The sequence below is a fragment of the Shewanella sp. MF08487 genome (assembly GCF_050848685.1).
In the GTDB taxonomy this organism is placed as follows: Bacteria; Pseudomonadota; Gammaproteobacteria; order Enterobacterales; family Shewanellaceae; genus Shewanella; species Shewanella glacialipiscicola.
The window spans coordinates 100139-125341 of record NZ_JBOZPB010000005.1 but is presented as its reverse complement, the minus strand read 5'-3'; the positions used below and the strand labels follow the sequence as shown (position 1 = coordinate 125341).

The following is a 25203-nucleotide window of genomic DNA, read 5'->3' as shown; positions in this document are numbered from 1 at the left end:
TTGCCTTTTCTTTTACTGATTTCTAACTCAATTTCTGCTTTCTGAATCAATTCCTGATCGTTAACTCAATAGCCTTTACTAAAGTCGACTCGATTCTGCAGTGGTTCACCCATGATGTAGCGGCGATAGTTTTGGCTAAAGATATCGACGATTTGTGCAGGATGGCTTGGCGCCGAAATATGCGGCGTGATCACGGCATTTTCCCGTTCCCAAATAGGATGGCTATTGGGTAAAGGTTCCTGAGCAAATACATCGAGAATCGCTTGTTGGGCAGGATTAGCGATAAGCTGGGTGTTTAGCACATCAAGATCGAGTGCATCACCGCGGCCCACGTTAAACAGTACTGCATCAGTTTTTAACATAGCTAACATGTCAGCATTGAGAAGATTATGCGTTGCAGGAGTGCTTGGCAGTAGATTTGCAACCACATCGGCCTGTGTCAACACTTGGCCTAAATTGGACATAGCTTCTATGATGTCAAAACCTTCTACGGTATTACCGTTGCTATTGATACCAGTAACATGCATGCCAAAGTGTTTTGCCGTCTTCGCTAAATGCTGGGCTATTGACCCTGTGCCAAGCAAGAGCAATCGCATGCCCTGTAAACTTGAGTGGCGTTGCTGGGGTTGAATCAGCCACTGTTTTTGTCCTTGTTGCTGGCGATAAAAACGATGGCCGCGGATATGCGCGAGTAAATAGCCGAATAGATACTCGCTCATCAGCGGGCCGAAAATGCCTTTAATATTGGTGAGTTGATAGTCTTTTCTGCCCCTTGGGCTTATCAGGGCATCTATGCCAGCAAAGCTTGATTGTAGCCATTGCAGATTTTTAGCATGGGGCAATAGGGGCGCGGCAAGTTTAGGTTCGGCTAACCAAATATCTGCATCAATTATGCTCGCAGGATTATCGTCGAGTAACGTTAAATCAGGGAGACTCTGCGTCTCAATCAAGTCGCGGTACTGTTGATTTGCCTTTGTTAGCAAGAGTAACTTGTGCCCCATGGCGTCTCCCTTTATGCTTGGTTATTGTTATTTTTCAATACGCTGTCGCGGCCACTCAGATGGATTGCGCTGCATCTTTTTAGGTTAAGTCTATGTTTAATCAATTAGTCGCCATTATTGCCCAGTTAGGTAATATGCTTCGCCCTTGGGCTTTTGATATTGCTACCGCTATGGTGGTGTGTCTTATTTTGGTTTTTTCAGCGGATGTAAATCGTATCTTAAGGCGTCATTTGTTGGGGCATTCTTTTGTGCTGCGAACATTTGTTTTTATTATTGTGAATGCCTTTGGCTATGGCCTATTGATCGTGAAAGCCACACCTTGGGTGGCAAGACACATAGTGGCTATGCCATCCCATTGGATGTTTCTGTTGATTATGACGATGTTTATTTTTATCGGCTATTGGGCTCAGCGAAATAATCAGTCTTAATTAACCACACTTTATTCAAAGTAACCAAGATAATCGACTGTTGTCGCTTGAGTTAAAACCCGCATGGCGCGGTCGGGATAATTACTGAACACGCCATCGACGCCCATTTTTTTAAGGGCGTGAATATCATCGGCATGATCGACCGTATAAACATAAACCTTGGCGCCGCGATGGTGTGCATCATCAACTAACGCTTGGTTGATGAAACTCACGTCTAAATGTAACGAATAGGCATCAAGTTGACTGACAACAGCCGCTCCTTCTAGTGGAATACTGGCGAGCAGCGGCGCGACTAAAGCCTCTGGCAGTGCTTGTTTAAACTCGCGTAGGTAAGGGTGATTAAAAGAAGAGATCAGTAACTGTTCTTCGGTAAAACCCAGTTGTTTTAAAGCTTTCGGATATAAATTGATTAACGGCATGACGGTATTTATGCCTTTTAATTCAATATTGACTATGCAGCGTCCTGCAATTAATTCTAGCACCTGCCATAGGGTGGGTATTGGTTCACCTTTTACATTAATGCCTGCCAGATAATCCTTACTCACTAAATGGATAATCCCCGAGCCTGAGCTTTTGTTATCGAGTCGCCGGTCGTGAAACACCACCAGCTCACCTTCGACATTATGCACATCGAGCTCAACCGCTGGCGCGCCTAATTGCAACGCTTTTTCCATAGCAGCTAACGTATTTTCGGCCTGATAACCGCTGGCGCCACGGTGAGCAAAAATGAGCATGTTGTGTAATCCTATTAGCTTCTGATAATACTTTTCGGCTCGCTATTTTGACTATTTTTAATATAGATTTCCATCTGTGGATAGGCGAGCTCAAGATTGTTTTCTTTGAGTTTTTTAGTCACTCGTTTATGTAAATCATGGCGAAGTGGCCAGCGTGATGACATATCTTTTGCGTAAGCACGGACTTCATAATCTTGAGTATGTTTACCAAAACCTGCAAACCACACTTCAGGCTCTGGGGTTGCCAGTGCATCTTCACATTCTTGCACTGCTTGATACAGCGTTGCCTCGACTTTGGCAGGATCAGAGTCGCGCGCAACGGATACGTAAACAATGACGCGCGTAATCGGATCGGACAATGACCAGTTAATTAATTGTTCCGTAATAAAGGCCTTGTTTGGGATGATAATTTCTTTTCTATCCCAATCAATGATGGTTGTTGCCCGTATTTGAATTTTACTCACAGTCCCGGTTAAATCACGAATTGTCACGGTATCGCCAATACGTACTGGTTTTTCAAATAAAATGATTAAGCCCGAGATAAAGTTGGCAAAAATCTCTTGTAAACCAAAACCTAAACCGAGCGAGAGTGCGGCAATTAGCCATTGCAGTTTAGACCATTCCATCCCGAGATTAGAGAAGCCGATTAATAGCCCTAAAAAGACCACTAGATAACGGCTTACTGTGGTAATCGCAAACCCCGTACCGGGTGATAGGTCCAATCTTTGCAGGATCATCAGCTCAAGTAAACCGGGTAAATTGGTAGCAATCATCATTGAAAAACCGACCACAATAAGCCCAAACATCAAGGATTTCATGGTGATCGGTAATTGTTGTTCTAAGCCATTCACACTGGTATTAGTTGTCCACAACGTAATACCGTCGAGAAAGGTAAATAACGCCGTATGGGTTTGCGTCCATAGGCCAATTAAGCTGGCTAAAAATGCCAATAATAATAGCGAACGCACTAGTCCAAGTGACTGGCTCGAAATGGTTTCGAGATCTACTACCGGCTCTTCATAGGTATCGAGTCCATCGGTTGATAGATGGTGTGTTTCGCCTTTTTCCCTTTGTGCTAAGCGTTCAGCCCGTTTCGCTTTGGCGCGATCGAAAGCAATACGGCGGCGTTCAATTAACATCCAGCGTTTAATGAGCTGATATAGCAATAAGAAGCCTAGACCCAGCACGATAGATAATTGCAGCTGGAGCAGCATTTGGAAGGCGGTAAAGTAATACCCTTTAAACGCGAGAACTGCACTGAGTAAGGGAACTGAGATTAACAAAAACCAGAGCATTTTTTGGATAAGCTTTTTATTTTTATCGTCTTTTTGTGGGGCTGTATTTTTACGACTGAGAATTAAAGTGTCTTTGTAAAATAAGAATAAAACAATACAAAACATAATAAATGCGCCGCGACCAATACTATTACGTATCAATGATGCATCCAGTATTTCGGTAAAACCCATCAAGCCTAACAATGGGCTGGCTACCAACACAAAGTGCCTGAATCTAAACTGCCCCGCTTGGATAAGTTTTGATGGACGTTTGAAATGGCCGACCAGCACACCTTTGTCGAGTGTGAGAATAAAGATAAAACGATATAAAAGGTAAACTAAGCCAATGGCCAGTATGCCCATGCCCACGGCCTGCACAAAATTGCGATCAGAGTGGTAAAAAATTAAACCCGCCAAAATCACAGGGGTAGGTTTGATTAATGCGTAACCTAAGCTGCAAGCAAGGGCTTTAAGCGTGTAAATGAACTTATCTTGGGTTACGTTACCTACATAGGTGGTATAGTGATTTAATAAGCTATTGAATTTAGGCGTAATAAGATCTTGTACGACTAAACATAATACCAGCAATATAACCCACCAATACCAATAATCATTTTGTTCGTCCCACGCTTTACCCAATTCATCCCACTGTGCCTGTCTCACCAGCCATACTGTGCTGCGCTCGAGATCCGTAAGCCATAACTTACTAATGCTAGCGGCATTAGGGACCCAGAATAAATGTTCATTAAGGGTATTTTTTAGGGTGAGGTGCTGTTGACTTAATTGCTGATAGTTAACTCTTAACTTGCCTAATTCACTCAGGTATTGGTCATAGCTTTGCATCAACTGGGTAATTAAACTTTGCTGCGAATGTAGTAGTTTAATTTGTTGTTCATTGTATAAACCGGGATGTTCTAGTTCTTGCTCATTGAGTGCTTGCTGTTGCTCTAAATGGTATCTATCTAAACGGGCATCAGCGATGAGCGTCTGAAGCTTTTCATGATTTGGGGGTTTAGGCAGTGATTGTAATATCTGCAAAAAACGCTCACCAAAGGCTGAGTTCATTTTGACCCATGTAATTTGTTCTTGGATATTGGCGAGCTGTTTTGCTTGAGATTGATATTGGGTTTCAGCTTGTTCTTGCTGTTCGACGACATTATTAATCTGCAAGGTTAATGTTTGCAGCTTCTGGCCATAAATTTGATTGGTATCGGCAATGTTGCGGGTAATAGGATCGATAACTTTATCAGTATTGACTATGTTTTTGGCCAAGGTTGCATCGGTGTTTTGCTGGCGTTGTTTATTGATCGCTTTATTGATGGTTTCAATGAAAGCTTCTTGTTGTATCAGTTGTTGACGCACTAGTTGTAGTTGTAATTGCGTCAGCTCAATGCGCTTCTGGCTACTGGCTAGCTCAGCTTCATTGGTGGTTAGGCTTTGTTCAAAGAACAGCCGCTGTGTTTGTTGTAATTCACCGGTTGGGGTGTCTAATGGCGCGAGTTCAGCTTTTTTATTCTGAGCCACATTTTGTCTTGCACTGGTGATGACGGCTGGCAGCTCATTCTGGCGTTGTAGTAAATCGTTAACTTGTCGAACTAAGCTCGATTCGCTTTCTTTAAGCTCAGAGAGGCGAAGATAGGCCATAGAAGCCTGCTGGCTGAGATCGGTGCCTTTTTCCAAGGACAGCGGTTTGTAAGCTTCTTTTAGCGCTTTATCAGTGTTTTTTTTATGTTTTTCAAAATCGATTTGTGCCTGTTGGAAGCTGGTTGCGCTGGCAGCGAGCTTCTCAATGTTAATTTTTAGGTCATTTATTTGTTCATCAATGGTGAGATTTTGTTGTTGATCTTGCTTGTTTATGCCAAGACGTTTGTCCAACTGCAATGGGGAGTTGGCGAGAGCCGAAAATGAGAAAAAAACAATAACGAACAATAAAATACGTGGCATATAGGCTAAAAATATTGAGAGGCAAAAGACGTACCATATTAGCCAAGTTGCGTTGAGATTGGTATGTTTCAGGCGTTCTTTTTTTGTCGGTGTAATGGGTGGGTTTTGAATATGGTGGTCGCAGCTCTGGATACGTCTATGTATAGTCGCAACTATGCCTGATAATGCCGCTCAATAAGCCGTACTGCTAAATAGCAGTACGGCTAGATGTTAGTCAACTCATCGTCAATGTTGGCGTAAATGTAAGCATGCTTAATTTACTTTTTAGTATCTCGAAGATTGGCGAACGCTTGACCCATACGAGTTACCGCTTCGGCTTCAACACCTTCTGCAAAAGTTTGGATAGTGTCTTTAGCAAACAACATCACCACAGTGCTGCCTAATTTGAAACGGCCCATCTCTTCGCCTTTATCTAAGGTGATGGCATCAGGGCCTTGAGTTGGGTATTTCCAGGTAAATACTTGTTTACCTGTAGGTGGTGTTATGGTTCCTGCCCATACGGTCTCGATACTGGCGACAATCGTTGCGCCAACCAATACCATAGCCAGTGGTCCTAATTCGGTTTCAAAAATCGCTACCACCCGTTCATTGCGGGCAAATAAGCCAGGAACGTGTTTAGCGGTAAGCGGATTAACTGAAAACAACTCCCCAGGAACATAAGTCATTTTGGATAAGGTGCCTTTAATCGGCATGTGAATACGGTGATAATCTTTCGGTGCGAGGTAAATAGTCGCAAAATCACCGCCTTCAAAGCGCTTTGCATCATCGGCTTGATCGCCAAGCAGTGTTAACGATGAATAATGATGGCCTTTTGCTTGAAAAATACGGCCGTCTTTGATTGGGCCTAATTGACTAACTGCACCATCGACGGGGTGCACCATAATATCGGCGTCTAGATCTAACGGACGAATCCCTGGTTTGAGTGCGCGGGTAAAAAAGGCATTAAAGCTTTTATAGGCTTCGGGTTCACTTTGCGCCGCTTCGCTCATATCAATTTTATATTGTTTGATAAACCACTTGATGGCAGCAGTGGTCAAAGCGCCCGCTTCGGCGGCGGCGAATTTGCCCACTAAACGAGATAATAAGTGTTTTGGCAGCATGTACTGCAAGGCTATTTTGAGGTTATCCAATGTTAATTCCTTTTCTTACTGCTCAATCTTTACTGAGAGCATTGTTATTTATCAATCAGTTATTATTCATCCGCTGCCGTACGGAAATGGCGAGCATGACGTTGTTCATCTAAGCTGGCGATTATTTTGTGGTAATTATTAAAGCGATCAGCGCTGATTTTACCTTCCTTCAGTGCAGCTTGCAGTGCACAGCCGGGATCGTCACCGTGTTTGCAATCGCGGAATTTACACGCGCCAAGATATTCACGAAATTCGATAAAACACCAACCGACACGTTGCGCTGGAAGATGCCAGAGGGCGAACTCGCGCACGCCAGGGGAGTCAATCAAGTCGCCACCGCTGGGTAAATGCAATAGTTTGGCTGTGGTTGTGGTGTGTTGACCTAAACCTGAATTGTCAGATACATCACCAATAACTAGCTCAGCATCGGGTAATAAGGCATTGATGATCGATGACTTACCTACACCCGATTGGCCGGCAAATACACTCACTTTATCTTTAAGTATGCCTTTAATGGTATCAATACCATCACCTAGCTTACTGCTGACCTTATATACCGGATAGCCAATATCTTTATAGCGTTGCAGTGCTTCATCTATGGCCTGCGCCTCATCGGGATTGAGCAAGTCAATTTTATTTAAAATGATGATAGGCGGAATATCGGTATCTTCGGCGGCAACGAGATAACGATCGATGATCTGGGTAGTAAAACTCGGTAACACTGACGACACAATCAAAATCTGGTCAATATTCGAGGCGATGATTTTTACGCCATCGTATAAATCGGGTCGTGTAAGTGATGAGCGACGTGGGTGAACCGCTTCAACAATACCTGCGATACCGCTATTGGCTTGGCTTTCAATGGCTAAGCGTACAATCACTTTATCGCCAGTGACTAAGCTGGTAACGGCACGGCGAATATTACAGCGCACTATTTGACCGCTTTCGGTTTCGATGTCGGCATGTTGGCCAAAACGCGAAATTACCGTACCGGGCTGTTCTTGTCCCAGTGAACTATCTTGTAGCTCCGGCGTATTTTTTTCGCCCGTATCACGAGTGAGTCGCTTCTCGTGATTAGCACGCATACGGCGTAATTGACCTTGGCTTAGGGGTTTCTTTTTAGTCACTGATTCGTCTTCGTCAATTAGGTGATTTTTTGTGTTGCAAAAAAGCAGTATGATACACACTCTTGAATAAAAAAGCCTGAATTTAGGCTAACTGACATGATAAGGCTGATTTATGACGGCAAATGTAAATAATCTCATTTGGATTGATTTAGAAATGACAGGGTTAGAGCCCGACGTCGACAGGATCATTGAAATTGCCACTTTAGTGACAGATCAAGAACTCAATATTATTGGCCAAGGTCCCGTTATTGCCATTCATCAATCGGATGAGGCGCTTGCTGCTATGGATGATTGGAACCAGAAGCACCATGGTGAATCTGGACTCATTGATCGCGTTCGTGCCAGCCAAGAAACCGAAGCACAAGCCGTCGCAAAGACTATTGCCTTTTTAGAGCAGTATGTGCCTAAGGGTGCATCTCCAATGTGTGGTAACAGTATTGGCCAAGATAGACGCTTTTTAAATCGTTACATGCGCGAGCTAGAGGATTATTTCCACTATCGCAATGTAGATGTCAGCACGATTAAAGAGCTTGTGAAGCGTTGGAGCCCAGAAACGATGGCGGGCCTTAAGAAGCAAAACACTCATCAAGCACTGCAGGATATCCAAGAGTCGATTGCCGAATTGCAGTATTATCGCAGTAAAGTATTTAAAATTTGACCGATCAGTAGATAAATATGCAAGAAGGGGTTGCAGCCGCATGAATTTTTCATATAATGCGGCCTCAACTTTTTGGTGCGAACGAGATGTTCTGCTCATTTAGATTGAATGCGACATTAGCTCAGTTCACAAAAGTTGTAAGACAATACCTTTGTGAATGTTGAAGGAAGTTGCTAGAGCGATAGCTCTTAATGAAAAAGAAATGCGACATTAGCTCAGTTGGTAGAGCGATACCTTGCCAAGGTATAGGTCATCGGTTCGAACCCGATATGTCGCTCCAAATTAAAATTTAGTGATTTACCAAATCATTAATACAGATTATGCGACATTAGCTCAGTTGGTAGAGCGATACCTTGCCAAGGTATAGGTCATCGGTTCGAACCCGATATGTCGCTCCAAATTAAAATTTAATGATTTACCAAATCATTAATACAGATTATGCGACATTAGCTCAGTTGGTAGAGCGATACCTTGCCAAGGTATAGGTCATCGGTTCGAACCCGATATGTCGCTCCAAATTCTAGACTGTCACAGTCTTAAAATGTGAAATGCGACATTAGCTCAGTTGGTAGAGCGATACCTTGCCAAGGTATAGGTCATCGGTTCGAACCCGATATGTCGCTCCAATTTCCTAAATCTTCCATTATTCAATTAACATTAGCTCAGTTGTAATTTTGATATGGCGATACCTTTGTTTTCCAAGGTATAGGTCATCGGTTCGAACCGCTCTTGATCAAAATCATGTCGCTCCAATTTTGTTCTATTTCCTCAATGCGTTAACTCTTCATTAGTTCTGCTCTTAATATCGAGATATTTTTCTCATGCTTAAGTAGCTAACCTGAAAATAGATTCCAATCGTAGTTGATTAACGTCATTTAGCTGTACTTCTCACGTTATTGCCTCAACTAACTTATCTATACCTGTCTTGATTAGTGGTCATCTGTTGCAAATCCTCTATCTCAGATCCTCCATGTAGAGCATGGTGACTTATGCTAATCTTTTAAGTGCCTTGAGATCTCTTTTGGCTTTTCTCTCTTCTTAAAAATAGGTTGATATAATTTAGCTGCGTGATCTACTGTATGTTTATTTAACTTTTTCTAAATTAGATGGCCTTGCGAAAGCTAAATTATGACCTTGTTCAAATATTCGTAACGCTTTTACTTACATAATGAACTTAGACATAAAATATATAGCGCCAAGTAGTTGGCCTGACAATGGAGTGCATTATATGCGTATTCAACAATTACGTGATTTACTCGAATATGTGGCAAAGTGCCGCTTAGATATGGCGCAACTCTATGGCCGACTTAATAATCAAGCTGATTCGGCTCGAGTGAAGATGATGTTGGACTATTTTGAGTCTCATCAAAAAACGATGGCTGAAAAATTAGGTGATTATATCGATGAAGCCCCACCACGTATTCTTGATACTTGGTATAAAGACTTCACTTTTGAAGACTTTACCAAGCGTTGCCAGGACACTATGTTGCCTGCAAACATGAATGAAGACGATGTGCTTAACTTACACTTAGACTTAGAAAATCGTTTGATTGGTTTGTTAGAGAAAACAGTTAATTCAACTACAGCCGAAGATGCGCGTAATGCGTTAGCAAACTTAATCCGAGTGGAAAAAACTCAGCAACAGCGTTTAGTCCACAGCACGATTCGGATGGACGATATCTAAAATTGCCACCTTTTCCCAAAAGCCAGCCTAATGCTGGTTTTTGTCTTTATGCCATCTGCATATCAACGACTTTTGCTCTACTTTTGCTTAGTTTGGCCGGTTTTCTACGCCGGAGCTGATTTACGTCATAATTTCCCGTTCCAATTCTTGCTACTTTCTTGATCTATTAGCTGATGTTTATCGGCCTTGCTCAGTTCTGCCAAGATGACTATGGTGAGGTAACTCATTGTGAAATATAGTCATTGGCATCTAAGGAGATCCTTCATGGCACAAGATCTATCGCAATTCCCCAAGGAGCTATATACCCAAGTGCAAGTTCGTGAAGCTGAATTGAGTGCAGTGTCACAGGGAGTATTGAGCCTCTATGAATTGGTCGAGCGTGCTGGCGCGGCGGCTTTTGAGTGTTTAACAAAACATAACTCCACAGCCTTACCTGTGTTAATCCTCGCTGGTAGCGGTAACAATGGTGCCGATGCTTTAGTGTGCGCGAGGTTGGTGAGGGCGAGTGGTATTAACGTTTCTGTGATGATGGCTTCATCTGCACGTACTGCTGAGTGCCAGCAAGCGTTGGCTCATTATCTTGCAGATGATGGACAATTATTGACCTTCGACGCCGCGCTAATTCATGCGGCAAGAATAATAGTCGACGGTTTACTCGGTACCGGTGTGCAAGATACTGTGCGTGACAATATGGCGCAGTATATTAACGCCATCAATGAGAGCGCTGCGTGGGTCTTGAGCCTTGATTTACCTTCAGGAGTGATTGCCGATACTGGCGCCATAGCTGGCGTGGCGGTAATGGCGGATGTTACTTTGTGCTTTGGCGGTTTGAAGCAAGGTTTATTAACGGGTAAGTCGCGGCATTATAGCGGCGAGCTTGAATTTACTGATTTGGGCTTAACGCCTTTCTTCGCAAAAGCGAGTGCACAAAGAGTAGGTAAAGAGACACTTAAGGCTTATTTTGCCGCTAGAGCCCGTGATAGTCATAAAGGCCAATCAGGCAAAGTTACCGTGATTGGCGGTGATGCTGGCATGGCTGGTGCCGTTAGGCTAGCGAGTGAGGCTTGTTTGCGCGCAGGAGCCGGGCTGGTCACTGTAATCAGTCGAGCAGAGCATCAACTCACCGTGAATGTTTCCCGTCCTGAGCTCATGTTTTGGGGCTGTGATTTAGTCGATATGGAGGTGTATTTACGCCTTGGTTGGGCACAGGTTATCGTACTTGGGCCGGGCCTAGGTAAACATGATTGGGGTTATAACTTGTTTAAAGCCGCAGGATTAAGCGATAAGCCCTGTGTTTTAGATGCCGATGCATTAAATCTTTTAAGCCATGAACCTCGCCAGCAAACTAATTGGGTATTAACGCCTCATTCTGGTGAGGCAGCGCGTTTGCTCGGTTGTTCGGTTGCTGAAATTGAGCAAGACCGATTTGCAGCCGTGCGTGCTATGCAACAGAAGTATGGTGGCGTAGTGCTACTAAAAGGTGCCGGAACGGTGATTTTTGATGGCAAAAAAATGGTGGTGGCGCCAGTAGGTAATCCTGGGCTTGCTAGTGGTGGGTGTGGCGATGTGTTATCTGGTATTATAGGCGCGCTAATGGCTCAAGGGATGGATAATATGCAGGCGACAGTTGTGGGTGTTGTTGTGCATGGCTGCGCTGCCGATCATGCGGCTGCGAAAGGAGAACGTGGTATGTTAGCGAGTGATTTAATGCCTTTTATTCGCCAATTAGTGAATAGTGATTTACTCTAGGCGGTATGTGAGACTCAAGCAGGGCTGGACTTTGTCCTATTCCTTCATAAGATTGAGTCGCTTCTCCCTCAATAACAGCAGTGATATAAGCGGATATGACAGAGTTAACTTTTTTCTTAGACAATGAAGACGACACCATTGCCGTAGGGCAAAAACTAGCCCGCCATGTCCAAGCGCCTTTGACTCTGTATCTTACGGGTGATTTAGGGGCCGGTAAAACAACCCTAAGCCGCGGTTTAATTCAAGGACTGGGTCATAAAGGCGCTGTTAAAAGCCCAACTTACACTTTAGTTGAACCATATGAGCTAGAGGGTGTCGAAGTTTATCATTTTGATTTATACCGCTTAAATGATCCAGAAGAGCTCGAGTTTATGGGTATTCGTGATTATTTCACCGATAAGAGTTTGTGCATTGTCGAATGGCCAGATAAAGGTGAGGGTTTACTGCCTGATGCGGATATCCATATACATTTATGTTACCAAAATAGTGGTCGTGAAATACGCATTAAGGCTTTATCAGAGTCGGGTAAAAAGTTATTAGCAGCGATAAAATAAAAACAACAATGACAAAAAATAACGTTTATTTTCAAATTATTATAATATTGTTATGTTCCTTTTTCTCTGTAGCTGCCTATGCAGCTAATAAGTTAGAAGGCGTACGTATTTGGGCTGCGCCAGAGTCAACTCGAATCGTGTTTGATTTAAGTGAAGTGCCAAATTACAGCTATTTTACATTGGACGGACCTAACCGTTTAGTGGTGGATTTAAAAAAATCAGTCGCAAAAGTGACACTTAATAAGCTAGAAAATAACAGTAAGTTGGTTAAGGGGGTGCGGGTAAGTCAGTCACCAACGAAGGGGGATTTACGCTTAGTCATCGAATTGGCGAAACCTCTCAATGCCAGCTTATTTGCTTTGCCAGTGACCGCGCCCTACGGTAATCGTCTAGTGGTTGATTTAGAAGATAAAACCTTGTCGGTAGCTACCGCAGTGGTGACATCTACACCGATTAAAACTGTCACTCAGTCAGCGCAATCATCCCGAGATATCGTTATTGCGATTGATGCGGGACATGGCGGTGACGATCCAGGTTCTATTGGTCCTTCTGGAGTGTATGAGAAAAAGGTTGCCTTAGAAATATCAAGGCGCGTAGCAAGTAAAATTAATGATACGCCAGGGATGCGCGCTGTGATGATCCGCACGGGTGATTATTTTGTAAATTTAAATAAACGCTCCGAACTGGCCCGTAATAGCAAAGCCGATCTGTTGGTGTCAATTCATGCCGATGCATTTACTTCACCCAATCCACGCGGTGCCTCTGTATGGGTATTATCTATGCGGCGGGCTAACAGTGAAATTGGTCGTTGGTTAGAGCAAAAAGAAAAACATTCAGAATTACTCGGTGGTGCGGGAGATATTATCCAAAATACCGATAATGAACAGTATTTAGCGATGACCTTACTTGATATGTCAATGAATAGCTCTATGGCGATTGGTCATTCTGTTGCTGGGGATATTTTAAAAGACTTAGGCGGAGTAACCCAACTGCACAAAAGTCGACCTGAGTCTGCCAGTTTGGCCGTTTTAAAGTCACCTGATATTCCTTCTATTTTGGTCGAAACGGGCTTTATTTCAAACCCGAAAGAAGAGCGTTTATTGTCGAGTAGTCGCCATCAAGAAAATATTGCTAATGCGATTTATAAAGGCGTGAGTCGTTACTATCACAATAACCCGCCAGCGGATACCTTGCTTGCTCAAAGAGGCGGTGTAAGATCTAACAGCGCTAAACCAGCAAAAGCAACCGCAAAATCATCAATTGCAATAGCATCAACTGATATAGCGTCAACCGGAAGAACGCCTAAAGCTTATGTGGATGATTCTGTATCGACCAAAGTTAAGCATAAAGTCCGCCGCGGTGAATCGTTATCTGCAATAGCGCAGCGTTATCGCGTGTCTATGTCTAGCATCAAAAAAGCAAATGGCATGAGATCCGATGTGGTGCAGCTAGGGCAAACGCTAGTCATACCCCAGAGTTAAATAGGAAAGCATGATGGGTATTCAGATCCTGCCGCCGCAATTAGCGAACCAAATTGCGGCGGGGGAAGTGGTTGAAAGACCCGCTTCCGTTGTCAAAGAATTAGTCGAGAATAGCCTCGATGCAGGAGCGAGCCGAGTCGATATTGAAATCGACAAAGGCGGCAGTAAGCTGATTAAAATTCGCGATAACGGCTCTGGTATCGCTAAAGATGAACTCGCGCTGGCCTTGTCGCGCCATGCGACATCAAAGTTACACACCTTAGATGATCTTGAAGCCATTCTTAGTTTTGGTTTTCGCGGCGAAGCGCTAGCCAGTATCAGCTCAGTCTCACGCTTAACCTTAACCTCTCGCACCGCTGAACAAACTGAGGCGTGGCAAGCTCATGCCGAAGGCGTAGATATGGCAGTTAAGGTGATGCCGGCAGCACATCCTGTCGGTTCAACCATTGAAGTGGTAGATCTCTTCTTTAATACTCCGGCTCGAAGGCGTTTTCTAAAGAGCGATAAAACGGAATTTACTCATATTGATGAATGGTTAAAGCGCATTGCATTAGTTCGTGGTGATATCCATTTTACGCTGACGCATAATGGCAAAACGGTGCGTAACTATCGCCCTGCAATGAATGAAACCCAGTATTTACAGCGTTTAACGCAAGTATGTGGCCGACCCTTTGCCGAACAAGCGTTAAAGATTGAATGCCAACATGATGATTTACGCCTTAGCGGCTATTTGCAATCACCTTGGTCGTCAGTGGTCAACGATACCCATTACTTTTATGTTAATGGTCGACTTATCCGCGATCGTTTAGTCAATCATGCGGTGCGTCAGGCTTTTGCGCAAAAAGCGCAGCTTGAGCAACCCGGCTATGTGTTAATGTTGGATATCGACCCCTATCAAGTGGATGTGAACGTGCATCCCGCTAAGCATGAGGTGAGATTTCACCAAGCACGTTATGTACATGATTACATTCTGCAAGCATTACAATCGGCACTAGAAGAAGCGGGGGAGCTCAACGTCGAACACCCAAGCTCTTTGGATGAGGTTGAAGATGTATTTGTGGATGCTCCTAAACGTTGCGCTGAAGCATCTGTCTCGTTTGCACTTGGCGCTGATTCAGCTCAAGTTAATACGCAAGCTGATACACTTCAGTCTGCTCAACCTCCTGTTATTGCAGCGGCGCAAGCAAAATCTGTCGTTGCTGGACGTGAGGGCACTGGTTTTGGTACTCAAACGAATGCCTTTGGTAGCATGGTAACGCCAAGAGATAGCCAGCGTGGCAGTTATTCTATGGGAGAGTCTCGACAACGTACGGAGTTGCCATCAAAGGCGGCAATTGCCAGTTATGGTGCGCTATTGCAAACACCTGCGTACAGCGTTAAAGATCAAGTGGTTCAGCCATCAGTGCCTATGCCTACAATATTAGATGGACAATATTGGGTGATGGCAATAGGAGATAGTCTCTGCTTATTATCGATTAAATCAGTAGCATTAGTGACGCGAAGCCAAGAGATTGAAGCTAAACTAGCGACCGGATTAATTGGTCAACCTTTACTGATGCCAGTATCTGTTGCCGCCGATGCAGATTGGCAAGCTGTACTTGATGAAAACGAGACCTTAATACAGCAACTTGGATTAGAACTAACAATTCGTTATCAGCAGTTGATTATTAAAAAAGTGCCCCCATATCTCAGAGAGAGCCAGTTAGCAAAAGTTATCCCTGAGTGGTTACAATCGTTGCGTTTTGAAGCACCTGCGCCGAGTGCGTTGGCCATTTGGTTAGCCAAACATAGCTTAACGGGATTTGTTTCGGCAGTAGATACCTGGGCCTTATTTTCGCAGTTAGCAGAAGAAAAAAGGCAGCTAATTATCGATAAAGCAATTTCATTACCTTGGCAATCGTGGCTAAAAGAGCAAGTCAGTGAATAGAAAATTACACCCAAAAGTATTATTTTTGATGGGGCCAACGGCCTCTGGTAAGACGGCTTTAGCATTGGCATTGGCAGAGAAGCATAATTGTGAAATTATTTCGGTTGATTCAGCATTAATTTACCGTGGTATGGATATCGGCAGTGCCAAACCCTCTGCTGAAGAGTTAGCTCGCGGGCCACATAGATTAATTGATATTCGAGATCCCAGTGAAAGCTATTCGGCAGCCGATTTTAGAGTCGATGCGATAGCCGAAATAGAAAAAATTATCAGCATGGGAAAAACACCAGTATTGGTTGGTGGAACCATGATGTATTTCAAAGCGTTACTCGAAGGTCTATCGCCTTTGCCTAGCGCGGATGAAGCCATTAGGGCTGATATTCAAACTGAAGCCGATACTATAGGATGGGAAGCGCTGCATGACCAATTAAGGGAGATAGATCCCGTGTCGGCAGAAAGAATTCATCCTAATGATCCACAAAGACTTTCCAGAGCGCTGGAAGTCTATAGAATAAGCGGTAAGAGTATGACCGAGTTGACGCAAACTAAGTCTGCTCCTTTACCTTATGACGTAGTGCAGTTTGCAATTGCACCACGTGAGCGTAAAACGCTGCATGACTTAATTGCGCAACGTTTTACGATTATGCTCGCACAAGGTTTTATTGAGGAAGTTGCTCAGCTTAAAGCCCGAGAAGACTTACATTTAGATTTACCATCAATGCGTTGTGTGGGCTATCGACAATGCTGGCAATACCTAGATGGTGAGTTTGACTATGATACTATGGTCGAAAAAGCGGTTGCTGCTACTAGGCAATTAGCTAAGCGTCAATTAACATGGTTGCGCAGTTGGCCAGAGTTGAATTGGCTTGAAAGTGGTGCTGAGGGGAATTTAGTTACACTTATGCGTCAATGCCGCTAGCTTATTAGCCCTTGCTGTATAATACTAAAACTAAACAAAAAACTATCACTTATATCGGTTTGTTTTATATAAATTAAAAAGGAAATAATAAAATGGCTAAGGGGCAATCTTTACAAGACCCATTTTTGAACGCATTGCGTCGTGAACGCGTTCCTGTATCTATTTACTTGGTAAACGGCATTAAGCTCCAAGGACAGGTAGAGTCGTTTGATCAATTTGTCATACTGTTGAAAAATACTGTGAGCCAAATGGTTTACAAACACGCTATTTCTACTGTTGTGCCTGCGCGTCCATTTAACGTTACTCCGCATCAAAATGCTCAGGGCGGATATGGTGCACAAGATGATGCGCCTAGTGGCGAATAAGTTTTATCTGAGGAGTTTGCTTCTTGTTTGATCGTTATGAGGCTGGAGAAACAGCGGTTCTTGTCCATATCGACTTTTCCGATGAGGAACGCCGAGAAGATTTAACTGAGCTGCAGTTATTAGTTGAATCCGCCGGAGCTAAATCGGTTGGTGTTATTACTGGAAGTCGACGTTCGCCGGATCGTAAGTTTTTTGTGGGTTCAGGTAAAGCTGAAGAGTTAGCCGCATTAGTGGCGGCGACCGATGCCAATGTCGTGATTTTTAATCATGCGTTGAGTCCGGCTCAAGAGCGTAATCTAGAACGGGTATGTCAGTGTCGCGTGCTCGACCGTACGACGCTTATTCTAGATATTTTTGCCCAACGAGCACGGACACACGAAGGTAAGTTACAGGTGGAGCTAGCGCAATTGCGCCACATGTCGACTCGTCTTATCCGTGGTTGGACGCATCTGGAGAGGCAAAAAGGCGGTATTGGTCTACGTGGTCCTGGGGAAACTCAGCTCGAAACCGATAGACGTTTGCTCAGAGGTCGGATTAAGAATATTAATAAGCGTTTAGAGCGAGTTGATAAGCAACGTGAACAGAGTCGGCGTGCGCGTAAGCGCAGTGATTTATCGACAGTGTCATTAGTTGGTTATACAAACGCGGGTAAATCAACGCTGTTTAATGCTTTAACATCATCAGATGTTTATGCTGCTGACCAGCTATTTGCTACTCTCGACCCCACATTAAGAAAGTTAAACTTACCCGATGGTGCCGTGATATTAGCGGATACTGTAGGGTTTATCCGTCATTTGCCTCATGATCTTGTTGCTGCATTTAAGGCAACCTTGCAAGAGACAAAACAGGCTGAGTTATTACTGCATATTGTCGATTGTGCAGATGAAAATATGACGGATAATTTTGATCAAGTTCAGTCTGTATTGAAAGAAATTGGAGCCGATGAAGTCATGCAGCTCGTGGTATGTAACAAAATCGATTTACTCGAGGATGTAACGCCAAGAATTGAATATGACGATATGGGTAAACCGACTCGAGTTTGGGTTTCAGCCCAAAAGCATTTGGGATTTGATTTACTCTTAAAAGCCATTACTGAATTAATTGGTGAGGTAATTCAAGAGCTCACACTTAGAATTCCGGCAACTGCTGGACATTATCTTGGCCAGTTTTATCGACTGGATGCAATACAGCAGAAGGAGTACGACTCACTGGGGAACTGTATTTTGTCTGTTCGTTTATCGGATGCCAATTGGCGCCGATTAACTAAACAGAGTCAGGGTGAGTTAGAAACCTTTATCTTCGATGAATCGATAGATGAAGGTACACGTTAATAATCTAATTTATTTCATCCACTTATGGAGTGCTAAATGGCTTGGAATGAGCCCGGTAACAAGGGTAATGATCCTTGGGGAAATAAAGGTGGTAACGACAAAGGGCCACCGGACCTCGATGAGGTTTTTCGTAATCTTTCAAAACGCTTTGGCGGCAAAGGAAATGGCTCATCAGGTCAATCTTTTAGCTCGTTTAGCTTAATCATCATTCTTGCTGTTGCTGTGGTTGTTTGGGGACTTTCGGGTTTTTATACAATTAAAGAAGCAGAACGTGGTGTGGCACTGCGATTTGGTCAACACAATGGCGAAATTGGTCCGGGTCTTCACTGGAAGGCTACGTTTATAGATGAAATTTTTCCTGTTGATATTCAATCAGTTCGCTCAATTCCTGCGTCTGGTAGCATGCTGACATCCGATGAAAACGTCGTGAAAGTTGAGCTTGATGTTCAGTATCGTATTTTAGATGCTTACTCATATCTATTTAGTGCCGTCGATGCGAACGCCAGTTTGCGTGAAGCGACAGACAGTGCACTGCGTTATGTTATTGGACATAACAAAATGGATGATATTCTGACTACAGGCCGTGATGCTATTCGTCGCGATACGTGGAAAGAACTCGAGCGCATTCTTGAACCGTATAAACTGGGTCTTGCCGTTGTTGACGTTAACTTCTTGCCGGCACGTCCGCCTGAAGAAGTGAAAGACGCCTTCGATGATGCGATTTCTGCCCAAGAAGATGAGCAGCGTTTTATTCGTGAAGCTGAAGCTTATGCCCGTGAAATTGAACCTAAAGCTCGTGGTGAAGTTGAACGTATGGCACAGCAAGCGAGTGCGTATAAAGAACGTGAAGTGTTAGAAGCTCGCGGTAAAGTGGCTCGTTTTGAGCTGTTATTACCTGAGTATCAAGCCGCGCCTGACGTCACTCGTAAGCGTTTGTATCTTGATACAATGCAGCAAGTGATGACGGATACGAATAAGGTGCTGATTGATGCCAAAAATAATGGCAACTTAATGTATCTACCGCTAGATAAGTTAATTCAGCAGAAGCCTGCGACAACTGAGCTGGAAGTAATTCCACAGCAAAATGTCAATTCTTCATCTGTATCAACGACTCGCGCGAATGAGCCTTTGAGTGGACGTCCATCCCGCGATGATCGTACTCGCCAAGGGAGGGAGTAATCCATGGGTAGATTAAGTATTATTCTTATCGCCGTACTCTTAGGTATTGGTTTGTCATCTTTAATGGTGGTGAATGAAGGCGAGCGGGCTATCGTGGCGCGTTTTGGTGAAATACTAAAAGACAATGTTGACGGTAAGCAAGTCACTCGTGTCTATAGTCCTGGTCTGCATGTTAAAGTGCCAGTGATTGACAAAGTGAAGCTACTTGATGCGCGTATTCAAACACTTGATGGCGCAGCCGATCGTTTTGTGACTTCAGAAAAGAAAGACCTTATGGTCGATTCCTATGTGAAGTGGCGTATTGCGGATTTCGAAAAATATTACCTGTCTACAAACGGTGGTATTAAGTCGAATGCAGAATCGCTATTACAACGTAAGATCAACAACGATTTACGCACAGAGTTTGGTCGTCGCACTATCAGAGAGATTGTTTCTGGTAAGCGTGATGAATTGCAAAATGATGCGTTAGAAAACGCCTCAGAAAGCGCTAAAGACTTAGGTATTGAAGTTGTTGATGTGCGTGTAAAGCAAATCAATTTACCTGCTAACGTTAGTAACAGTATTTACCAACGTATGCGCGCCGAGCGTCAAGCTGTGGCAAAAGAGCATAGAGCACAAGGTAAAGAGCAATCTGAAATCATTCGTGCAACGATTGATGCCAATGTAACAGTGAAGATTGCTGAAGCTGAGCGTAAAGCCTTAACCATTCGTGGTGAAGGTGATGCATTAGCAGCGAAGATCTATTCTGATGCCTACAGTAAAGATGCTGAGTTCTTTGGTTTTGTACGTAGCTTAGAAGCCTATCGTGCGAGTTTTTCAGGTAAGTCCGATATCATGGTGTTAGAGCCTGATAGCGAGTTTTTCAAGTATATGAAGAGCACTGCACCTAAGAAATAAGACATAACATTAATTAATTTAATAGGCCCTGCAATGCAGGGCCTATTTTTTATCTAATGATTGTTAATCGATATAGCAATGTAAATGCGCATTCACATTAGCGATGCATGCTTTATGCCTAAGCTACGGGCGAGGTGTTTAAAATACTCTCTAAATAGATTGAAAATAGCTAAAAGTGGGATGTTTTTTGAACTTTTTTGAAAAAACACGCAATCTCCCTAACTTACTTGAGTGTTTTCACTATGATCTGCTTCTAATTTTTAGCTATAATGAGCCCCGCTTCAAACTTCGATTTTTGACCCTAGTGATGACTAAGGCCGAAGGTCTTTGAAATATAAAAATTCCAACACCCTCTGGGAGATAAGTGGATGAGCAATGCGCCAGTCGATACCGGACGTCGCAGATTCCTGACAGCTGCAACCGCCGTAGTAGGTGGTGCTGGTGCCGTCGCTGTAGCGGTTCCTTTCATCAAGTCATGGAATCCGAGTGCCAAAGCAAAAGCTGCAGGTGCACCGGTCGAAGTAAATATTAGTAAAGTAGAGCCAGGTCAGCTGATCCGTGTTGAGTGGCGTGGAAAACCTGTATGGGTTGTCCGTCGCACAGATGCTGTGATCAATGAACTGCCAACACATGATGATAAGTTAAGAGATCCTGCTTCTGCTGAAATGCAGCAGCCTGATTATGCAACCAATCCTTTGCGCTCAATTAAGCCAGAGTATTTTATTGCTGTCGGTATTTGTACCCACCTCGGATGTTCACCTACTTATTTGCCTGATTCATTCGGTGAGCAAGTTGAAGGTGTCACTTCTGGTTTCTTCTGTCCATGTCATGGCTCTAAGTTCGATATGGCCGGTCGCGTTTTTCAAGGCGTACCAGCTCCATTGAACTTAGTTATCCCTCCACATCAATATGTTGATGATGGCACCGTGATTATTGGTGTAGATAAAGGAGTGGCGTAATGGTTAAGAATTTAATTAATTGGATTGATGCGCGTATCCCAATGACGGCGACTTATAACCGTCACGTGGGTCAGTATGCTACGCCAACTAACTTTAACTTTTGGTACTTTTTCGGTTCACTAGCGATGTTAGTATTGGTTAACCAATTACTGACGGGTATCTGGTTAACAATGAACTATGTACCAACAGCAGAAGGCGCTTTCGCTTCTGTTGAATACATAATGCGTGACGTTGAATACGGTTGGTTGCTGCGTTATATGCACTCTACGGGTGCTTCTGCTTTCTTTGTGGTGATTTATCTGCACATGTTCCGTGGTTTGATCTACGGTTCATATCAGAAGCCTAGAGAGCTACTGTGGCTGTTCGGTATGTTAATTTTCCTCGTGTTGATGGCTGAAGCCTTTATGGGTTATTTGCTGCCATGGGGACAAATGTCATATTGGGGCGCGCAGGTTATTATTTCGCTGTTCGGTGCTATCCCCGTTATTGGTGATGACTTGACTCTGTGGATCCGGGGTGACTACGTGATCTCTGGCGCGACACTAAACCGATTCTTCGCATTGCACGTTATCGCACTGCCGTTAGTATTAGTGGTTCTTGTGTTCTTACACTTAATTGCGTTACACGAAGTGGGTTCAAACAACCCTGATGGTATCGAAATTAAGAAAAACAAAGACGAGAATGGCTGGCCAGTTGATGGTATTCCATTCCACCCATACTACACAGTAAAAGACATCATGGGTGTCGCAGGCTTCCTGATCGTGTTCTGTTATGTGTTGTTCTTCATTCCAGAAGGCGGTGGCTACTTCCTTGAGAAGCCAAACTTTGAAGCGGCTAACTCCATGAAGACGCCTGAGCATATTGCTCCTGTTTGGTACTTCACACCTTTCTACGCTATTTTGCGTGCGATCCCAGACAAATTAGCTGGTGTTGTGATGATGGGACTATCGATTGCAGTACTGTTTGTATTGCCATGGTTAGATCGCTGTAAAGTGAAGTCAGTTCGTTACCGTAGTACATTACACAAGCTGAACATTGCTCAGTTTGCTGTTTCGTTCATCGTCTTAGGTTATTTAGGTGTGGTTCCTGCTACGCCAGCACTAACGATCGTTGCACAGGTATTTACGTTCACTTACTTTGGTTTCTTTGTGGCGCTGTGGGTATACAGCAAGAATGAAAAAACTAAACCCGTTCCAGCGAGGTTGACACACTAATGAAAAAATTACTGATTGCATTAGTTACCTTGTTGCCGACGCTGGCTATGGCCGCGAGCGGACATAAAATACATTTGGAAGATGCCAATGTTGATTTGCATGATAAAGCTTCTTTAGAGCGTGGTGTGGACCTGTTCCAACATTATTGCTCTGGTTGTCATAGCACTCAATATCAACGTTATGAACGCGTAGCTACCGATCTTGGTATCTCTGCTGATGATATGCGTAATAAGTACATGTTTACCGATGCTAAAATTGGTGAGCTGATGCAAAACGCGATCCCACAAAAAGATGCTGCTAAATGGTTTGGCGCTACACCACCAGACTTAACCTTAGTGGCGCGCGTTCGTGGAGAGGATTGGGTTTATTCATATCTGAAAGGCTTCTATAAAGACCCTAGTCGCCCATTTGGTGTGAATAACACAGTATTCCCATCGGTTGGTATGCCTCACGTGCTTGAAGAATTACAGGGTACACCTGTTAAACAAGCCGATGGTTCTATTGTTGTGACTGGCGGTAAATTAAATGCGGAAGAATACGACCAAGCTGTACGTGATATCACTGGCTTCTTAGTCTATTCTGCTGAACCTGTCCAATTAGAGCGTAAAGCTATGGGTTGGTGGGTACTCGGATTCCTATTTATATTCTTTATTGTGGCCTACCTCTTGAAGAAAGAGTATTGGAAAGATGTACACTAGGCACCAATAACGGGTAAAATGTAATATCCGCATAGTGTAAACGGGGGGCTTTGCCCCTCGTTTACTTTTGTTTTATTTCGATTCTGGAGGGTATCAATGGCTGTTGCTGCCAACAAACGCTCTATCATGACACTGTTTTCAGGTGCTGATGATCTGTATAGCCATCAAGTGCGTATCGTGTTAGCTGAGAAAGGGGTTACTGTTGATGTTTTACAGGTCGACCCTAACGAAATGCCTGAGGACTTACTTGAAGTCAACCCATATAACTCAGTGCCTACTTTGGTAGACCGTGAACTCGTATTATACGAATCACGCATTATCATGGAATATTTGGATGAACGTTTTCCTCATCCGCCTTTGATGCCAGTTTATCCAGTCTCTCGCGGTCAAAGCCGTTTGATGATGCACCGTATAGATACAGACTGGTATGCGCTAGTTGAGCGTATCCGTAAGGGTGATCGCGTTGAAGCGGCTCGTAAAGAGTTGACTGAAAGCCTGATTGCTATAGCACCTGTCTTCGGTGAAGTGCCTTACTTCATGAGCGAAGAATTTGGTCTAGCGGATTGCTACCTTGGCCCATTGTTATGGCGCTTACCTGTATTAGGTATTGAGCTAGATAGCCGTGTCGCTAAAGATATCAAAGCGTATATGACCCGAATTTTTGAGCGTGAATCGTTTAAAGCTTCTTTAACTGAAGCTGAACGCGAAATGCGCATGGGTATGTAATGAAACCTTTGACTCCAAATCGTCCTTATTTACTAAGGGCTTACTATGATTGGTTGATGGATAACCAATTGACTCCTCACGTTGTGGTGGATGCCTTTGTTAAAGGTACCCAAGTACCACAGCAATACGTGAAGGATGGCCAGATAGTGTTAAACATCGCTGCTGGCGCAGTGGGCAATTTGCAAATTAGCAATGAGTTTGTGGAGTTCAATGCACGTTTCGGCGGTGTTCCTCAGCAGGTAATGTTACCGATGGCGGCTATTGTCGCTATTTATGCCCGTGAAAACGGCTCGGGTACTGTCTTCGATATCGAAGATGCTTATCTGATTGATGATGAAGTCGATTCATCTTTATCGGTTGTTAAGACAAACGCTAAAGCGCCTGAATCGACTGATGAGCCACCCAAGCGTCGCAGCCATTTGACCGTCGTTAAATAACGGCCGCTAAATAGCTGTGGTGGAATGCTCAAGTTGTTTTAAAACTAAGCCAGTCGAATGACTGGCTTTTTTGTCGCTGTATTTTATCGCCGTAATTAACTAAACCTGTGGTAGCATTTGCGCCCGCATTCATCCGTTGGATATGCGTTATACCTTTACCATTCAGTCCAATGGATCTTGTATGTTGCTAATGATCGATAATTACGACTCTTTTACCTTTAATTTAGTGCAGTATTTTCAGCAGCTAGGGCAAGAGATAGTGGTCAAACGTAATGACGAAATTAGCATCGCCGAAATCGAGGCGCTTGCGCCTACTCATCTGGTGATTTCGCCCGGCCCTTGCACTCCCAATGAGGCGGGGATTTCCCTTGCGGCGATTGAGCATTTTGCCACGCGCATGCCGATCCTCGGTGTGTGTTTAGGGCATCAGGCGATGGCGCAGGTTTTTGGTGCCAATGTGGTGCGTGCCGAGCGGGTAATGCACGGCAAGGTCAGCGCCATTGCGCATACTGGCCAGCGGTTATTTGAGGGATTAAATCAGCCCTTAACCGTCACACGTTATCACTCGTTATTGGTAGATGCTGTGCCTGAAGGTTTTGTTCTCGATGCTTGGTTTGATGATCCGATCCATGGCCGAGAAATCATGGCCATGAGCCATCAGGACTTACCGCTGTATGGGGTGCAATTTCATCCCGAATCGATTCTTACCGAGCAAGGTCTCGAACTATTAGCCAATTTTTTAGCTCAACCTGCTGTGCCTGTATAATTTCCTCGTCCTAAAAACTAC

General features: G+C 43.9%; 23 protein-coding genes and 4 tRNA genes. 22 read left to right on the top strand and 5 right to left on the bottom strand.

The annotated features are described in order from the left end of the window. Positions 1-65: 65 nt before the first annotated feature. Positions 66-1001, bottom strand: a complete 936-nt coding sequence (locus ACRN9H_RS05445; RefSeq protein WP_432312786.1) for a D-2-hydroxyacid dehydrogenase — start codon at positions 999-1001, stop codon at positions 66-68. A gap of 92 nt (positions 1002-1093) precedes the next feature. Between ACRN9H_RS05445 and ACRN9H_RS05440 the strand changes: the two genes are divergently transcribed. Continuing rightward, positions 1094-1429 (top strand): DUF3392 domain-containing protein, encoded by a 336-nt coding sequence (locus ACRN9H_RS05440; RefSeq protein ID WP_432312785.1) that lies wholly within the window; start codon positions 1094-1096, stop codon positions 1427-1429. An 11-nt stretch (positions 1430-1440) separates the two neighbouring features. Here ACRN9H_RS05440 and ACRN9H_RS05435 read toward each other — a convergent pair whose 3' ends face one another. The 4 genes from ACRN9H_RS05435 to rsgA form a co-directional block, all read right to left on the bottom strand. After that, a complete protein-coding gene (locus ACRN9H_RS05435; protein ID WP_432312783.1) occupies positions 1441-2163 on the bottom strand; it encodes a glycerophosphodiester phosphodiesterase in 723 nt (240 codons plus the stop codon). A 14-nt stretch (positions 2164-2177) separates the two neighbouring features. Next, complete coding sequence (locus ACRN9H_RS05430; protein ID WP_432312782.1) at positions 2178-5381, bottom strand: mechanosensitive ion channel domain-containing protein; 3204 nt, start codon at positions 5379-5381, stop codon at positions 2178-2180. A 257-nt stretch (positions 5382-5638) separates the two neighbouring features. Beyond that, positions 5639-6511, bottom strand: coding sequence for an archaetidylserine decarboxylase (gene asd, locus ACRN9H_RS05425; RefSeq protein ID WP_220774731.1), 873 nt, complete (start codon positions 6509-6511; stop codon positions 5639-5641). A 62-nt stretch (positions 6512-6573) separates the two neighbouring features. Beyond that, positions 6574-7638, bottom strand: coding sequence for a small ribosomal subunit biogenesis GTPase RsgA (rsgA, locus tag ACRN9H_RS05420; protein WP_432312781.1), 1065 nt, complete (start codon positions 7636-7638; stop codon positions 6574-6576). 112 nt (positions 7639-7750) lie between these two features. Here rsgA and orn point away from each other — a divergent pair, with 112 nt between their 5' ends. The 21 genes from orn (at position 7751) to ACRN9H_RS05315 (ending at position 25182) form a co-directional block, all read left to right on the top strand. Continuing rightward, a complete protein-coding gene (gene orn, locus ACRN9H_RS05415) occupies positions 7751-8296 on the top strand; it encodes an oligoribonuclease (RefSeq protein ID WP_076498504.1) in 546 nt (181 codons plus the stop codon). A 204-nt stretch (positions 8297-8500) separates the two neighbouring features. Continuing rightward, positions 8501-8576: transfer RNA gene (locus ACRN9H_RS05410), tRNA-Gly, on the top strand. A gap of 42 nt (positions 8577-8618) precedes the next feature. Then, a tRNA-Gly gene (locus ACRN9H_RS05405) sits at positions 8619-8694 on the top strand. Between the two features lie 42 nt (positions 8695-8736). After that, positions 8737-8812, top strand: a tRNA-Gly gene (locus ACRN9H_RS05400). Between the two features lie 34 nt (positions 8813-8846). Further along, positions 8847-8922 (top strand) — tRNA-Gly (locus ACRN9H_RS05395). A 602-nt stretch (positions 8923-9524) separates the two neighbouring features. After that, positions 9525-9980, top strand: a complete 456-nt coding sequence (locus tag ACRN9H_RS05390) for a hypothetical protein (protein WP_220774420.1) — start codon at positions 9525-9527, stop codon at positions 9978-9980. 264 nt (positions 9981-10244) lie between these two features. After that, a complete protein-coding gene (locus ACRN9H_RS05385; RefSeq protein ID WP_432312780.1) occupies positions 10245-11729 on the top strand; it encodes an NAD(P)H-hydrate dehydratase in 1485 nt (494 codons plus the stop codon). 95 nt (positions 11730-11824) lie between these two features. Continuing rightward, on the top strand, positions 11825-12283 hold the full coding sequence (gene tsaE, locus ACRN9H_RS05380) for a tRNA (adenosine(37)-N6)-threonylcarbamoyltransferase complex ATPase subunit type 1 TsaE (protein ID WP_432312779.1): 459 nt from the start codon (positions 11825-11827) through the stop codon (positions 12281-12283). Between the two features lie 8 nt (positions 12284-12291). Beyond that, on the top strand, positions 12292-13764 hold the full coding sequence (locus ACRN9H_RS05375) for an N-acetylmuramoyl-L-alanine amidase (protein WP_432312778.1): 1473 nt from the start codon (positions 12292-12294) through the stop codon (positions 13762-13764). A gap of 13 nt (positions 13765-13777) precedes the next feature. Next, entirely contained in the window at positions 13778-15691 is a 1914-nt protein-coding gene (gene mutL / locus ACRN9H_RS05370) for a DNA mismatch repair endonuclease MutL (protein ID WP_432312777.1), read from the top strand. Next, positions 15684-16610, top strand: a complete 927-nt coding sequence (gene miaA / locus ACRN9H_RS05365; protein ID WP_432312776.1) for a tRNA (adenosine(37)-N6)-dimethylallyltransferase MiaA — start codon at positions 15684-15686, stop codon at positions 16608-16610. Before mutL ends, miaA begins: the two co-directional genes overlap by 8 nt. Positions 16611-16702: 92 nt before the next feature. Continuing rightward, the gene (gene hfq / locus ACRN9H_RS05360) at positions 16703-16975 is read left to right on the top strand and encodes an RNA chaperone Hfq (protein WP_263187640.1); all 273 of its coding nucleotides are present in this window, start codon (positions 16703-16705) and stop codon (positions 16973-16975) included. Between the two features lie 23 nt (positions 16976-16998). Beyond that, complete coding sequence (gene hflX / locus ACRN9H_RS05355) at positions 16999-18306, top strand: ribosome rescue GTPase HflX (RefSeq protein ID WP_432312775.1); 1308 nt, start codon at positions 16999-17001, stop codon at positions 18304-18306. Positions 18307-18342: 36 nt separating this feature from the next. Further along, entirely contained in the window at positions 18343-19485 is a 1143-nt protein-coding gene (gene hflK, locus ACRN9H_RS05350) for an FtsH protease activity modulator HflK (RefSeq protein ID WP_432312774.1), read from the top strand. A 3-nt stretch (positions 19486-19488) separates the two neighbouring features. After that, on the top strand, positions 19489-20382 hold the full coding sequence (hflC, locus tag ACRN9H_RS05345; RefSeq protein ID WP_432312773.1) for a protease modulator HflC: 894 nt from the start codon (positions 19489-19491) through the stop codon (positions 20380-20382). A gap of 368 nt (positions 20383-20750) precedes the next feature. Continuing rightward, complete coding sequence (gene petA, locus ACRN9H_RS05340) at positions 20751-21341, top strand: ubiquinol-cytochrome c reductase iron-sulfur subunit (protein WP_006080059.1); 591 nt, start codon at positions 20751-20753, stop codon at positions 21339-21341. Then, positions 21341-22555 (top strand): cytochrome b, encoded by a 1215-nt coding sequence (locus ACRN9H_RS05335; protein ID WP_432312772.1) that lies wholly within the window; start codon positions 21341-21343, stop codon positions 22553-22555. The genes petA and ACRN9H_RS05335 overlap by 1 nt, the downstream gene beginning before the upstream one ends. Further along, positions 22555-23253, top strand: a complete 699-nt coding sequence (locus tag ACRN9H_RS05330; RefSeq protein ID WP_432312771.1) for a cytochrome c1 — start codon at positions 22555-22557, stop codon at positions 23251-23253. Before ACRN9H_RS05335 ends, ACRN9H_RS05330 begins: the two co-directional genes overlap by 1 nt. Positions 23254-23349: 96 nt before the next feature. Further along, positions 23350-23979 (top strand): stringent starvation protein SspA, encoded by a 630-nt coding sequence (gene sspA, locus ACRN9H_RS05325; RefSeq protein ID WP_076498011.1) that lies wholly within the window; start codon positions 23350-23352, stop codon positions 23977-23979. Further along, entirely contained in the window at positions 23979-24416 is a 438-nt protein-coding gene (locus tag ACRN9H_RS05320) for a ClpXP protease specificity-enhancing factor (RefSeq protein WP_432312770.1), read from the top strand. Before sspA ends, ACRN9H_RS05320 begins: the two co-directional genes overlap by 1 nt. 181 nt (positions 24417-24597) lie before the next feature. Then, positions 24598-25182: an anthranilate synthase component II gene (locus tag ACRN9H_RS05315; protein ID WP_338726521.1), complete on the top strand. Its 585-nt coding sequence runs from the start codon at positions 24598-24600 to the stop codon at positions 25180-25182. Positions 25183-25203: the final 21 nt, after the last annotated feature.

What these genes read in the sequence shown, in the direction of transcription:
- ACRN9H_RS05445 (WP_432312786.1), bottom strand. Translation starts at nt 1,001, where the DNA reads ATGGGGCACAAGTTACTCTTGCTAACAAAGGCAAATCAACAGTACCGC.
- ACRN9H_RS05440 (WP_432312785.1), top strand. Translation starts at nt 1,094, where the DNA reads ATGTTTAATCAATTAGTCGCCATTATTGCCCAGTTAGGTAATATGCTT.
- ACRN9H_RS05435 (WP_432312783.1), bottom strand. Translation starts at nt 2,163, where the DNA reads ATGCTCATTTTTGCTCACCGTGGCGCCAGCGGTTATCAGGCCGAAAAT.
- ACRN9H_RS05430 (WP_432312782.1), bottom strand. Translation starts at nt 5,381, where the DNA reads ATGCCACGTATTTTATTGTTCGTTATTGTTTTTTTCTCATTTTCGGCT.
- orn (WP_076498504.1), top strand. Translation starts at nt 7,751, where the DNA reads ATGACGGCAAATGTAAATAATCTCATTTGGATTGATTTAGAAATGACA.
- ACRN9H_RS05390 (WP_220774420.1), top strand. Translation starts at nt 9,525, where the DNA reads ATGCGTATTCAACAATTACGTGATTTACTCGAATATGTGGCAAAGTGC.
- ACRN9H_RS05385 (WP_432312780.1), top strand. Translation starts at nt 10,245, where the DNA reads ATGGCACAAGATCTATCGCAATTCCCCAAGGAGCTATATACCCAAGTG.
- tsaE (WP_432312779.1), top strand. Translation starts at nt 11,825, where the DNA reads ATGACAGAGTTAACTTTTTTCTTAGACAATGAAGACGACACCATTGCC.
- ACRN9H_RS05375 (WP_432312778.1), top strand. Translation starts at nt 12,292, where the DNA reads ATGACAAAAAATAACGTTTATTTTCAAATTATTATAATATTGTTATGT.
- mutL (WP_432312777.1), top strand. Translation starts at nt 13,778, where the DNA reads ATGGGTATTCAGATCCTGCCGCCGCAATTAGCGAACCAAATTGCGGCG.
- hfq (WP_263187640.1), top strand. Translation starts at nt 16,703, where the DNA reads ATGGCTAAGGGGCAATCTTTACAAGACCCATTTTTGAACGCATTGCGT.
- hflK (WP_432312774.1), top strand. Translation starts at nt 18,343, where the DNA reads ATGGCTTGGAATGAGCCCGGTAACAAGGGTAATGATCCTTGGGGAAAT.
- hflC (WP_432312773.1), top strand. Translation starts at nt 19,489, where the DNA reads ATGGGTAGATTAAGTATTATTCTTATCGCCGTACTCTTAGGTATTGGT.
- petA (WP_006080059.1), top strand. Translation starts at nt 20,751, where the DNA reads ATGAGCAATGCGCCAGTCGATACCGGACGTCGCAGATTCCTGACAGCT.
- ACRN9H_RS05335 (WP_432312772.1), top strand. Translation starts at nt 21,341, where the DNA reads ATGGTTAAGAATTTAATTAATTGGATTGATGCGCGTATCCCAATGACG.
- ACRN9H_RS05330 (WP_432312771.1), top strand. Translation starts at nt 22,555, where the DNA reads ATGAAAAAATTACTGATTGCATTAGTTACCTTGTTGCCGACGCTGGCT.
- sspA (WP_076498011.1), top strand. Translation starts at nt 23,350, where the DNA reads ATGGCTGTTGCTGCCAACAAACGCTCTATCATGACACTGTTTTCAGGT.
- ACRN9H_RS05320 (WP_432312770.1), top strand. Translation starts at nt 23,979, where the DNA reads ATGAAACCTTTGACTCCAAATCGTCCTTATTTACTAAGGGCTTACTAT.
- ACRN9H_RS05315 (WP_338726521.1), top strand. Translation starts at nt 24,598, where the DNA reads ATGTTGCTAATGATCGATAATTACGACTCTTTTACCTTTAATTTAGTG.